The sequence below is a fragment of the Mycobacterium yunnanensis genome, from assembly GCF_025823185.1.
Classification (GTDB): domain Bacteria; phylum Actinomycetota; class Actinomycetes; order Mycobacteriales; family Mycobacteriaceae; genus Mycobacterium; species Mycobacterium yunnanensis.
The window spans coordinates 611,427-623,829 of the sequence record NZ_JACKVK010000011.1 but is presented as its reverse complement, the minus strand read 5'-3'; the positions used below and the strand labels follow the sequence as shown (position 1 = coordinate 623,829).

The 12,403-nt window shown below is 70.2% G+C and carries 11 protein-coding genes; 7 read left to right on the top strand and 4 right to left on the bottom strand.

Annotation, left to right across the window (positions count from 1 at the left end):
* Positions 1–67: 67 nt before the first annotated feature.
* Genes infB through H7K45_RS22770 form a run of 4 tightly spaced genes read left to right on the top strand, consistent with a single transcriptional unit; the run spans position 68 to position 5,721 of the window.
* Complete coding sequence (gene infB / locus H7K45_RS22785) at positions 68–2,869, top strand: translation initiation factor IF-2 (protein WP_263998244.1); 2,802 nt, start codon at positions 68–70, stop codon at positions 2,867–2,869.
* A 32-nt stretch (positions 2,870–2,901) separates the two neighbouring features.
* Positions 2,902–3,417: a 30S ribosome-binding factor RbfA gene (gene rbfA / locus H7K45_RS22780; protein ID WP_263998243.1), complete on the top strand. Its 516-nt coding sequence runs from the start codon at positions 2,902–2,904 to the stop codon at positions 3,415–3,417.
* Entirely contained in the window at positions 3,392–4,393 is a 1,002-nt protein-coding gene (locus tag H7K45_RS22775) for a DHH family phosphoesterase (protein ID WP_263998242.1), read from the top strand. The genes rbfA and H7K45_RS22775 overlap by 26 nt, the downstream gene beginning before the upstream one ends.
* A gap of 17 nt (positions 4,394–4,410) precedes the next feature.
* On the top strand, positions 4,411–5,721 hold the full coding sequence (locus tag H7K45_RS22770; RefSeq protein WP_263998241.1) for an MATE family efflux transporter: 1,311 nt from the start codon (positions 4,411–4,413) through the stop codon (positions 5,719–5,721).
* 2 nt (positions 5,722–5,723) lie between these two features.
* Here the strand turns inward: H7K45_RS22770 and H7K45_RS22765 are convergent, their stop codons facing one another.
* Together H7K45_RS22765 and H7K45_RS22760 are read right to left on the bottom strand one after the other, a co-directional pair.
* Entirely contained in the window at positions 5,724–7,397 is a 1,674-nt protein-coding gene (locus H7K45_RS22765) for a sulfatase-like hydrolase/transferase (RefSeq protein WP_263998240.1), read from the bottom strand.
* Between the two features lie 3 nt (positions 7,398–7,400).
* On the bottom strand, positions 7,401–8,162 hold the full coding sequence (locus tag H7K45_RS22760) for an enoyl-CoA hydratase (protein WP_263998239.1): 762 nt from the start codon (positions 8,160–8,162) through the stop codon (positions 7,401–7,403).
* A gap of 39 nt (positions 8,163–8,201) precedes the next feature.
* Between H7K45_RS22760 and H7K45_RS22755 the strand changes: the two genes are divergently transcribed.
* Both H7K45_RS22755 and H7K45_RS22750 read left to right on the top strand, forming a co-directional pair.
* Positions 8,202–8,468: a DUF2277 family protein gene (locus H7K45_RS22755; RefSeq protein WP_263998237.1), complete on the top strand. Its 267-nt coding sequence runs from the start codon at positions 8,202–8,204 to the stop codon at positions 8,466–8,468.
* The gene (locus H7K45_RS22750; RefSeq protein WP_263998236.1) at positions 8,465–9,013 is read left to right on the top strand and encodes a DUF1802 family protein; all 549 of its coding nucleotides are present in this window, start codon (positions 8,465–8,467) and stop codon (positions 9,011–9,013) included. The genes H7K45_RS22755 and H7K45_RS22750 overlap by 4 nt, the downstream gene beginning before the upstream one ends.
* On the opposite strand, the gene H7K45_RS22745 is transcribed toward H7K45_RS22750, so the two are convergent.
* Together H7K45_RS22745 and H7K45_RS22740 are read right to left on the bottom strand one after the other, a co-directional pair.
* Complete coding sequence (locus H7K45_RS22745) at positions 9,002–10,669, bottom strand: CocE/NonD family hydrolase (protein WP_263998235.1); 1,668 nt, start codon at positions 10,667–10,669, stop codon at positions 9,002–9,004. The genes H7K45_RS22750 and H7K45_RS22745 overlap by 12 nt on opposite strands.
* 29 nt (positions 10,670–10,698) lie before the next feature.
* A complete protein-coding gene (locus H7K45_RS22740) occupies positions 10,699–11,283 on the bottom strand; it encodes a DUF3558 domain-containing protein (protein WP_263998414.1) in 585 nt (194 codons plus the stop codon).
* A 132-nt stretch (positions 11,284–11,415) separates the two neighbouring features.
* Here H7K45_RS22740 and pptH point away from each other — a divergent pair, with 132 nt between their 5' ends.
* Positions 11,416–12,375, top strand: a complete 960-nt coding sequence (gene pptH, locus H7K45_RS22735) for an ACP phosphodiesterase PptH (protein ID WP_263998232.1) — start codon at positions 11,416–11,418, stop codon at positions 12,373–12,375.
* The last annotated feature ends 28 nt before the right edge of the window (positions 12,376–12,403 follow it).

Sequence of the window (12,403 nt, the reverse complement as noted above, 5' to 3'; positions counted from 1 at the left end):
ATGACCATGCGTCATAGCTAAACCCGAGGCGCGGCCCACTGCTGTCGCCTCCAGATGAGGAGAAGTAGTGGCAGGCAAGGCCCGCGTGCACGAGTTGGCCAAAGAACTCGGTGTCACCAGCAAGGAAGTACTCGCCCGGCTGAGCGAGCAAGGCGAATTCGTCAAATCGGCATCGTCGACCGTGGAAGCACCCGTCGCCCGTCGTCTCCGTGAGGCGCTTGGTGGCGGCGGCAAGTCCGCGTCGTCGAACGCCGCACCCGCGGCCCCCGCCGCCCCGGCGACCCCGTCGTCCAACGGCGGGTCGGCGTCGACCGGGTCGTCGGCCCCCAAGCCCGGCGGTCCGCGACCGTCCCCGAAGCCGGCCCCCGCGCCACAGCCCACCCCGGCACCCCCGGCCCCCGCGCCGCAGGTGGCTGCCGCCGCCCCGGCCGCGGCTCCGCAGGCCGAAGCCGCACCGGCCGCCCCGGCGACCCCGGCTGCCCCCGCCGCACCGGCCAGCCCCAGCCCCACCCCAGGGCCGCGACCGGGCCCGGCGCCCAAGCCCGCAGGCCGTGCGCCTCGCGTCGGCAACAATCCGTTCTCCACCCAGGTGCCCGTCGAGCGGCCCGCACCGCGCCCGCCGCAAGGTGGGCCGGCCGGTCCGCCGCGTCCGGGTGGCCCCCCGCGTCCGGGTGGCGGACCCCGCCCGGGTGCGACCCCCGGCAACATGCCTCCCCGTCCGCCCGGCGCCCGGCCAGGTGCGGCCGGTCGTCCCGGCGGGCCTCGTCCCGGCCCCGGTGCCCGTGGACCCGGTGGCGGCGGTCGTCCCGGTGGTCCCCCCGGTGCCGGTGGCGGTAACTACCGTGGTGGCGGCGCCGGTGGCGCCGGTGCCCCCGGTGGCGCACCCGCAGGTGGTTTCCGCGGTCGTCCAGGTGGTGGCGGCGGCGGTGGCCGTCCCGGTCAGCGTGGCGGTGCCGCAGGTGCGTTCGGTCGGCCCGGTGGCGCAGTGCGCCGCGGCCGCAAGTCGAAGCGGGCAAAACGCGCCGAATACGAGAACATGCAGGCACCGGTCGTCGGTGGCGTGCGGCTGCCCCACGGCAACGGCGAGACGATCCGGCTGGCCCGCGGCGCGTCGCTGGTGGACTTCGCCGACAAGATCAACGCCAACCCGGCCGCATTGGTCCAGGCGCTGTTCAACCTCGGCGAGATGGTCACCGCCACCCAGTCGGTGGACGACTCGACGCTTGAGCTGCTCGGCAGCGAGATGAACTACGTCGTGCAGGTCGTGTCCCCGGAGGACGAGGACCGCGAGCTGCTGTCGTCGTTCGACCTGACCTACGGCGAGGACGAGGGCGGCGAGGAGGACCTCGAGTTCCGTCCGCCGGTCGTCACGGTGATGGGCCACGTCGACCACGGCAAGACCCGACTGCTGGACACGATCCGCAACGCCACCGTCCGCGAGGGCGAGGCCGGCGGCATCACTCAGCACATCGGTGCCTACCAGGTCCTCACCGAACTGGACGGCAACGAGCGACTGGTCACCTTCATCGACACCCCGGGTCACGAGGCGTTCACCGCCATGCGTGCCCGTGGTGCGAAGGCCACCGACATCGCCATCCTGGTGGTCGCCGCCGACGACGGCGTCATGCCGCAGACGGTGGAGGCGCTCAACCACGCGCAAGCGGCCGACGTGCCGATCGTGGTGGCGGTCAACAAGATCGACAAGGAAGGTGCCGACCCGGCCAAGATCCGGGCGCAGCTCACCGAGTACAACCTGGTGGCCGAGGAGTACGGCGGCGACACCATGTTCGTCGACATCTCCGCCAAGCAGGGCACCAACATCGACGCGCTGCTCGAAGCGGTGCTGCTGACCGCCGACGCATCGCTGGACCTGCGGGCCAACCCCGACATGGAGGCTCAGGGTGTAGCGATCGAGGCTCACCTCGACCGTGGCCGCGGACCCGTCGCCACCGTGCTCATCCAGCGCGGCACGCTGCGGGTCGGCGACTCGATCGTCTCCGGTGACGCCTACGGGCGTGTCCGACGGATGGTCGACGAGCACGGCGAGGACGTCGAGGAGGCGACCCCGTCGCGTCCGGTCCAGGTCGTCGGCTTCACGTCGGTGCCCGGTGCCGGTGACAACCTCCTGGTCGTCGACGAGGACCGGATCGCCCGCCAGATCGCCGACCGGCGTAGTGCACGCAAGCGCAACGCGCTGGCCGCACGCAGCCGCAAGCGCATCAGCCTGGACGATCTGGACGCCGCGCTGAAGGAGACCAGCCAGCTGAACCTGATCCTCAAGGGCGACAACTCCGGCACCGTCGAGGCGCTGGAGGAGGCCCTGCTGGGCATCGAGATCGGCGACGAGGTCGAACTGCGCGTCATCGACCGCGGTGTCGGTGGCGTCACCGAGACCAACGTCAACCTGGCGTCGGCGTCCAACGCGATCATCATCGGGTTCAACGTCCGCGCGGAGGGCAAGGCCACCGAGCTGGCCAACCGCGAGGGCGTCGACATCCGGTACTACTCGGTGATCTACCAGGCGATCGACGAGATCCAGTCCGCGCTCAAGGGCATGCTCAAGCCCGTCTACGAGGAGAAGGAACTCGGCCGCGCCGAGATCCGCGCGATCTTCCGGTCGTCGAAGGTCGGCAACATCGCCGGCTGCCTCGTCACCTCGGGCATCATCCGCCGCAACGCGAAGGCACGTCTCATCCGCGACAACGTCGTGGTGGCCGAGACGGTCACCATCTCCTCGCTCAAGCGGGAGAAGGACGACGTCACCGAGGTGCGCGACGGGTACGAGTGTGGTCTGACGGTGACGTACAACGACATCAAGGAAGGCGACGTCATCGAGGCCTACGAGCTGGTCGAAAAAGAGCGGGTCTAGATGGCTGACGAGCGCTCGCGCGAGGAGTATTGATGGTCGACGAGGGGCGGGCACGCAAGCTGTCCAAACGCATCGCCACCATCGTCGCCTCGGCCATCGAGTTCGAGATCAAGGATCCGCCCCTGGCCTTCGTGACCGTCACGGACACGAAGGTCACGGGCGACCTGCACGATGCGACGGTGTTCTACACGGTTCGAGGCGAGACCCTCGACCACGAACCGGATTACGAGGGAGCGGCCGCGGCGCTGGAACGCGCCAAGGGTGTGTTGCGGTCCAAGGTCGGCGCCGGAACCGGTGTGCGGTTCACGCCGACGTTGACCTTCGTCCTCGACAAGCTGCCGGACACGGCACGCGACATGGAGGACCTGCTGGCCCGCGCGCGTCAGGCGGACGCCGACTTGGCGCGGATTCGGCAGGGTGCCACCCCGGCCGGGGATGCCGACCCGTACCGTGTGTCGGGGGGCGACGACGTGGCCGGGGGGCCCGAGGACACCAACGACGTGCTCGACCCTGAGGACATCTATGACCGCGATCGACCCGAAGACTGATCTGACTCGGTCATCGTCGAACGTCGACGGTGGGGAAGCTGCTCAGCTCCTCGACGCGGCGAACTCGGTCAGCGTGGTGTGTCACGTGTTCCCCGACGCGGACACCATCGGGGCCGGGCTTGCCTTGGCGCTGGTCCTGGAGGCGGCCGGCAAGAGCGTCGAGGTCGGGTTCGCGGCACCGGCGCACCTTCCGGAGTCGTTGCAGTCGCTGCCCGGTGGGCATCTGCTCGTCGAACCGGGCGCGATGCGCGACGACGCCGATCTGGTGGTCACCGTCGACGTCCCCAGCGTCAACAGGCTCGGTGACTTGTCCGCGTTGGCGGCGCCGGGGCGCGCGGTGCTGGTGATCGACCATCACGCGTCCAATCAGTTGTTCGGCACGGCCAATTACGTCGACCCGTCGGCCGATTCGACGACGATGCTGATCGCGGAGCTGCTGGACGCCTGGGGCAAGCCGATCGACGAGCGGGTTGCGCACTGCCTGTACGCCGGCCTGACCACCGACACGGGATCGTTCCGCTGGGCCAGCGAGCGAGCCCACCAGCTGGCCGCCCGGCTGCTGCGGCTGGGGGTCGACAACGCCTCGATCAGTCGCGCGTTGTTGGACACGCATCCCTTCTCCTGGCTGCCGATGCTGTCGCGCGTGCTGGGGTCCGCTCAGCTGGTGCCCGAGGCGGCAGCCGGTCGTGGTCTGGTGTATGCCGTTGTCGGACATCAAGATTGGTGTAACGCCCGGCCCGAGGAGGTCGAGAGCGTCGTCGACATCGTCCGCACGACGGCCCAGGCCGAAGTGGCGGCGGTGTTCAAGGAGATCGAGCCGCAGCAGTGGGCGGTGTCCATGCGCGCCAAGTCCGAGGTCGACCTTGCGACGGTTGCCAGCGGATTCGGCGGTGGTGGCCATCGGCTCGCCGCGGGCTACTCGGCGACCGGGCCCGCCGACGCCGTGGTGAAGGCGTTGACCGATGTCCTCGGCTGAGACCCCCCACACGCACGTTGGCTGAACCGGTCACCGGCCGTCGCATCGCCGCGTTGGCGTTGCCCGCACTCGGGGTGCTGGCCGCCGAACCGCTGTACCTGTTGTTCGACATCGCCGTGGTGGGCCGCCTCGGCGCCGTCGCCCTGGCCGGCTTGGCCGTCGGCGGCCTGATCCTGTCCCTGCTGTCGTCCCAGCTGACGTTCCTGTCCTACGGCACGACCGCGCGGGCTGCGCGCTTCTTCGGCGCCGGTGACCGGGCCGCGGCCGTCGGCGAGGGCGTGCAGGCCACCTGGCTCGGCGTCGCCTTGGGGACGGTCGTGGTGGTGGTCGTGCAGGCGACGGCCGTTCCGATCCTCGCGGCGATCGCCGACGGCGGCGAGATCGCACGTGAGGCCCTCCCGTGGGTGCGGATCGCGATCTTCGGCGCACCGGCGATCTTGATCTCGTTGGCGGGCAACGGCTGGATGCGCGGCGTTCAGGACACCGCGCGGCCCTTGCGATACGTGGTCGCCGGCTTCGCGGTGTCGGCGGTGCTGTGCCCGGTGCTGGTGTACGGCTGGCTGGGTGCGCCGCGCCTGGGGTTGAGCGGGTCGGCGGTGGCCAACCTGGTCGGCCAGTGGTTGGCGGGTCTGTTGTTCTGCCGGGCGCTGCTGGTCGAGGCGGTGCCGCTGCGGCTGGATCTGACGGTGCTGCGCGCGCAGGTAGTGATGGGTCGCGACCTCGTGGTGCGGACCTTGGCGTTCCAGGCGTGCTTCGTCTCTGCGGCGGCGGTGGCGGCGCGATTCGGGGCGGCCGCGCTGGCCGCACACCAGGTGGTGTTGCAATTGTGGAGTTTCCTTGCGCTGGTGCTCGATTCGTTGGCCATCGCCGCGCAGTCCCTGGTCGGTGCGGCGCTGGGCGCGGGTCTTCTTTCGCACGCCAAGTCGGTCGCCTGGCGGGTCGGCATCTTCTCCACCGTCGCCGCGGCGGTGCTGGCGGCGATCTTCGCACTCGGGTCCTCGGCCCTGCCGCGGTTGTTCACCTCCGACGAGTCGGTGCTCGACGCCATCGGAGTGCCGTGGTGGTTCCTGGTGGCCCAGTTGCCGATCGCAGGCGTCGTCTTCGCCCTCGACGGGGTGCTGCTCGGGGCGGGTGACGCCACGTTCATGCGCAACGCCACGTTGGCCAGCGCACTGGTTGGATTCCTGCCGCTGATCTGGCTGTCGCTGATCCACGGCTGGGGCCTGGTCGGCATTTGGTCGGGCCTGACCACGTTCATGCTGCTGCGGTTGGTATTCGTCGGGTGGCGCGCGTTCTCGGGTCGCTGGCTGGTGGCGGGCGCCGGCTGACCTCACCCGCCGCGGGCGGCGGAGAGCTCCTTCATGTTGGCCAGCCCTAGTTCCTGGGCCTCCTGAAGGGCGGCCGGCAACGGGGCGTTGATCTCGGCCGTCACCTCCCCGTCCAGCAAGGCTTGCAGGGTGGCTTGCACCGCGCTTCGCCCGGACGCGTCGTCCATCTCCCGACGGCCGTCCGGCGTCGAGTAGTCGTACAGCTCGTGCTCCACCCCGCGGGTCGGGTCGGTCACCATGGTCCCGGGTTTCCAGTGGGAGTAGACACCCAGCTTCCCGGCCGGGGTGCGGACCGCGACGATGTGGCTGGGCGCCGAGGTGGGCACCTCGCCGGGCCTCGTCGCTGGGGCGGCCGGCATCCCCGCCGTGGTCAGCATTCCTGCCATCTCCTCCACGGTGATGTCGTCGGTGACGTGGGCGATCCACGGCCGGCCCCGCTCGGTGGGGTGTGCCGCGATGGAGGCGATGTCGGCGCGGGTCACGAGGTGCGCGTAGCGGGGATCGCTGCGCCACCCGTTGCCCCCGGTGCCGATCGTCAGGAGCATCGGCGCGAGGTCGACGCTCGAGGTCAACTGCGTGCGTATCTCGCTGGCCGACGGTGTGAGACGGCCGGCGGGGTCGCGGATGTAGAGCGGCACCCGGATCGCCTCGTCGTAGACCGCCGCGCCCTTGCCACGCATGCCGTGGGACCCGCCGTACTCGCCGTGGTCGGAGGTGAAGACGACGACGGTGTCGCGGTCGACCTCGGGGCGCGCCGCCAGTGTGTCGAGGACCCTGCCGATCTGGCGGTCGACCTGTTGTTGCAGCCACAGGTAGACGTCGAGCCCGCGGGCCCACTGCGCGTCGACGTCGGGTCCGTCGAACGGGAGCGCACCGGCGAGCAGCGGCGCGATGAAGTCGACGTAGTCGACCTGCAGCTGGGGTTTGCCGCGCCGCCGAAGGTCGTCCGGGGTCTCGAAGTTGGGTGGGGTCGCGGTGAACACCCGTGGAACGTCCTGCGGCAGCGGCGTCTTGGGCCACCACATGATGTCGTGCGGGTTGACCAGCGAGACGGTCGTGCACCACGGTCCGTCGGCGGCGTGGGCGTCGAACCACTCGACGAACTGGTCGGTGATGCCGGGATCTCGGCGCAGCCCCTGGTTGGGTGCGCCGTTGGGGGACGGGTAGGTGCCGCCGCCGAACCCGTGTGCGTCGAGGCCGTCGGGGGTGGTGTCGGCGGCCGCGCCGAGGTGCCACTTGCCCCACCACCACGTTCGGTAGCCCTGCTCGCGCAGCATCGTGCCCCAGGTGGGGAACTGCGGGGCGAGGCTCGACTCGCTGGGGCCCTCGCCGGTGTAGAGGCACCCGGTTTGATGCGAGTACAGCCCGGTGGTCAGCACGCCCCGAGACGGGGTGCAGGCGTTGGACGCGGTGTAATGCGCACCAAAGGAGACGCTGCTCTGCCGTAGACGTGCCAGGTTGGGCAGGTACGCGTCGAGGGCGTCGGTGCCGGGGAACCACTGAGGGGCACGCATCTGGTCGACGAGGATGACCAGGATGTTGGGTTTGCCGCCCCCGCCTGCTGCCGAGTCGGTGCGGCCCGGCCGCCGGAGGAACTGATACCCACCGAACGCCGCCGCGCCGCCCGCCACGACGGCGCCGCCGGCCAGGACCGTCCTGCGCGAGACGTCGGGCATCGCTCAGCGGACCTGGGCGCGGCCGCGTTCCAGCACGGACGCCCGGCTGGAGGCGACGTCGTCGCCCGAGGTGACCGCCATCCACCGGGTGGCCGAGGTGGCTTCGATCCACAGGCCGGCGTCGGTCTGTTGCTCGTCGATGCGGTGGTAGGACTCCAGCAGCGCGCGGACCGCCTTCTGGTTGTTGCCGACGATGGAGGCCGCGACCGCGCGGGCCGCGGGCAGCAGGTCGTCGTGAGGGACCACCTCGGTCACCAGCCCCGCCCGGAGGGCGTCGTGGGCGGAGAGATAGTCACCCGTCAGGCTCATCCGCCGGGCCATCCCGATGCCGACCTTCTGCGGCAGGCGAACGCTCAGGCCCCACGTCGGGAGCAGCCCGACCCGGGCGTGGGTGTCGGCGAACCGCGCGTGCTCCGAGGCGATCAGGATGTCGCAGTACAGCGCCAGTTCCAGGCCGCCCGTGACGGCCGCCCCGTTGATCGCGCCGATCACCGGGGTGCCCATGGCGGGCCACTTCGGCGAGATGTCCGGTAGCTGGGTGGTGTCGCCGAGTTCCTTCAGGTCCAGGCCCGCGCAGAACACGGGGTCGGCCCCGGTGAGGATGACCACGTCGACCGCGTCGTCGGCCTCGGCGTCGTGCAGAGCGGCGTAGAACTGGGTCCGCAGCTCCGCGGAGAGGGCGTTGCGGACGCGAGGCCGGTTCAGGGTCAGGGTGCGAACCCGGTCGGTGGTGTCAACCAGCAAGACGGATTCCGGGCTCGGCATGCCTTCACCGTATCGACCGGTCGACCTATCGTTGACGGCATGTGCCGCAACATCACCGAACTGCGTGGCCTGGAGCCCTCGGCGACGGCCGAGGAGATCGAGGCCGCCGCCCGTCAATACGTCCGCAAGGTCAGCGGCGTCACCCGTCCGACGGCGGCCAACGCCGAGGCGTTCGAGGCCGCCGTCGCCGAGGTGACCGCCACGACGACTCGTCTGCTGGCGGTGTTGCCGCCGCGCAGGCAGCCGCCGAAGACGGTTCCGCCGCTAAGGCGTCCCGAGGTGCGGGCTCGACTCGCCGCGAGGTGAGCACCCCGGCGCTCAAGGAGTGGGCCGCGGCCGTGCACGCGATGCTCGACGGTCGTCAGACGGTGCTGCTCCGCAAGGGCGGCATCCACGAAAAGCGCTTCGACGTCGCGGCTCGGGAGTTCGTGTTCTTTCCCACCGTCGCGCACGGTCACGCCGAACGGGTGCGAGCCGAGCACCGACACCTGCTGGCGACCGCCGCGCCGGACAGCACCGAGGACGACGTGGTGTTGCGGGCCGGTGCGCGCGTCGTCGCGGCGATCCCCGTCGACCGGCCCGACGGGCTCGAGGCGGTGGCCGACACCCACGTCTGGACGGCGGAGTCGGTGAAGTCCGATCGGCTGGACTTCCGGCCCCGGCACCGGCTGACGGTGCTGGTGGTCCAGGCCCGACCGCTGGCCGAACCGGTGCGCCTACCCCGCGATCCCTCCTTCGCCGGCTGCAAGAGCTGGCTGGACCTGCCGGTCGAGGTGCGGTGGGGCGACCCCGTCCACGACGACGAGATGCTGGCCGACGTGGCCGACCGGGTCAGGGCGTCAGTGGCGTGACGGCGGCTGCGTTCCGGCGGGCAGCAGCAGCCGCGACACCGCGCCCGCGCCGTGGTGCACGGTGTGCCGCTGACGCGCCATCGTCGTCCCGGACACCGCCGGTTCGTCGGTGCCGAGGTTGCGGACGAACCGCGGATGTGACCCTCCGGCGACCAGGACTCGCAACCTGGACCCGACCGGGAATCGGTGCGCCACGTCGTCGAGTTGGAGGCGAACCACCTCGGGGTCGGCGCCGGAACTGGCCGTGCGCCTGACGAATCCCTCGGTGACGTTGGTGGACCGACCGTCGGGGTCCACCTGGCTCAGGCGGACGAAGAGGTCGTGGTGCGGGTTGTCGCACGAGTGCGACAATTCGACGACCGGGCGTCCGACGAGGTAGAGGTCTGCGGCCAGGGGGTCGCCGGTGAAGTCGGCCACGTCGGAGCGCAGCGGCAGTCGGCCGTCGTCGCGGTACCCGCCCTCCGGTGACAGCAGGCGACCGCCGATGGTGGGAGTCGGGTCGGCGGGGTCGAAGGTGAACTCCGAGCGAGACTCCGATGGCGCGTCCGCCGGCTCCTCGCAGAGCCGGTGTGCCGGTTGGAGATGGAAGACGCGCTCGGGCATCGTCGGCGGCCACGAGTCCAGCTCGAGCCACTCGTCGCCGTGCACGTGCGCATTCACCGGGCTCCGCGACGGGGCCGGCGTACCGCCGAGGTGCTCGTCGAGCCACGCCAGAGACTCCCGCAGGACGGTCGGCGCGCCCTGGGTCATCACCTGCGTGTGGGTCCACGAGCCGACGGTCAGCGCCGTGGTGACCCCTCGGTCGCGCAGGTGCGCGAACTGGCCGAGCGTCTGGTCGAGGAACAGGTCCTGCCAGCCGCTGAACAGCAGCACCGGCACGTCGACGCGGTCCAAGGCGTCGGTGAGCCGCAACGGTTCCCAGAACGGGTCGTCGCGATCGGGGTGCTCGACCCAGGACTCCCACCACGGCGCGCCGGCGCCGAGCATGGTGCGCCCGGAGGGTCCCAACGGAGCCTGGTTGGCGGTGCGGGCCACCCGGCGTCGCGAACGAATCTGCCCCACGATGTTGCGCAACCGGCCGCCGTCCTCCTGGTGCGACATCATGTCGCTCCAGCCGAGGAAGTCGTTGACGGTGAAGGAGCCCGTGCCCCAGGCGGATTCACTGAAGTCGTGGGGGCCGACGGTGATGATCGCGGCGGCCAGCTCCGGCGGCGGGTCCATCAGGATGGCCCACTGGGTGAAGCCGAGGTAGGACAGCCCGATCGTGGCGAACGACCCGGTGAACCAGGTCTGGTGGCGCAGCCAGGCCACGGTGTCGGCGCCGTCGGCGACCTCGTGCACCATGGGGGTGAAGTCGCCGCCGGAGCCGAACGTGCCGCGCACGCTCTGGATGACCACGTGGTACCCGCGGGCGGCGTAGACGGTGCCGAAAAGGGTGGAGAACGGAAACGCGCGGCCATACGGGCAGCGGACGAGCAACGTGCCCTTGGGGTCGGCGGTGCGCGGGGCGTAGTGATCGGCGAGGAGGTCCACGCCGTCGCGCATGGGCACCGGTACTGCGCGCCGAACGGTGAAGCCCGTGATGGGCGGGGGGAGGCGTAGGGCTCGGCTCAGGGTGTGCGAGGCAATGCGCTTGGCGCTCAGTCGGGAAGCCACGCCGTGCACGTTACGCACGTGCCCGACGCTCAGAATTTGTAGTAGGGCACCAACTGCTGCGCGCGCTGCAGGTTGGTCTGCATGCAGTCGACGTCGTCGGCGCTGTAGACCGGGGCGTAGAACAGCGACTGCTGCAGCACGCCGTAGCTGGTGTCGAAGGCGATCATGCAGCTGAACCAGAAGCGGTTGTTGCGGTCGGACGGTTTGAGGATCCAGTACTGCGCGGCCCGGTGTCCGCCGATGTCCATCTCGACGGCGTCGGGGGGCAACGTCTGCTCGTAGGTGCGCCACACGAACGCCTCGACGGCCATCTGATAGTTGCCCGCGTCGTAGTGGCAGCGCAGACCGTCTTCGTGTTCGGGCGGGGTGAAACCCAGCCCGAGGTTGTCGATCACGTCGACCGGGATGTCGTCGCACGGGTCGAACGGGCGGGGGTTCACGGTCTCGACCACCGGCCACTTGATGCTGCTGGACACCCCGCTGATGGGGATCGACGTCGACCGCAGCTGCACGGACCCGGCGCTGGGGGAGGTCAGCGGGTTGGCCTGCCAGACCACCAGGACCGCCGCGACCAGCGCGCACACCGCCGACGCCAGGCGGATTCTGCCGCACATGGCACTCCTGGTGCGCTCGTCGTCCATTGGCGGGAGTGTACAAGCGTCGGGTCCGCGATCGGGCCAAAAAGCAGAACACGTTCTAGTTGCCGGGTGGGATTGCCGTCGCCGACGCACGTAGGCTGGACCGTTGTGTCTCCGCAGTCTCACGACCGTCGCCATCCCACGCTGTGGGCGATCAGCGACCTCCACGTCGGCCATACCGGCAACAAGCCCGTCACCGAGTCTCTCCATCCGTCCTCGCCCGAGGACTGGTTGATCGTCGCCGGCGACGTCGGCGAGCGCACCGACGAGATTCGGTGGTCGCTGGATCTGCTGCGCAAGCGGTTCGCGAAGGTGATCTGGGTGCCCGGGAACCACGAGCTGTGGACCACCGCCAAGGATCCGATGCAGATCTTCGGCAAGGCGCGTTACGACTACCTGGTCACCATGTGCGACGAGATGGGCATCGTGACCCCGGAGCATCCCTATCCGGTGTGGAACGACGAGGGTGGGCCGGCGACCATCGTGCCGATGTTCCTGCTCTACGACTACTCGTTCCTGCCCGAGGGCACCGCCACCAAGGCCGAGGGTCTGGCAATCGCCCGCGAGCGCAACGTGGTCGGCACCGACGAGTTCTTGCTCTCGGCCGAGCCCTACGCCACCCGCGACGCGTGGTGCCGCGAGCGGGTGAAGGTGACCAGGGAGCGGCTCGAGGATCTGGACTGGCTGACGCCGTCGATTCTGGTGAACCACTTCCCGTTGGTGCGCGAACCCTGCGACGCGATGTTCTATCCCGAGTTCGCGCTGTGGTGCGGGACGACCGCCACCAAGGACTGGCACACCCGGTACAACGCGCTGTGCTCGGTGTACGGACACCTGCACATTCCCCGCACCACCTGGTATGACGGGGTGCGCTTCGAAGAGGTGTCGGTGGGTTATCCGCGAGAGTGGCGGCGCCGCAAGCCCTATAGGTGGATGCGCCAGATCCTGCCCGATCCGCAGTATCCGCCCGGCTATCTCAACGACTTCGGTGGTCACTTCGAGATCACCCCGGAGATGCGGGCCAACGCGGAGAAGATGCAGGAGAAGATCAGGAGCAGGCGGTCGTGACGGGGGCGTTGCTGTCCCACGTGGTCCC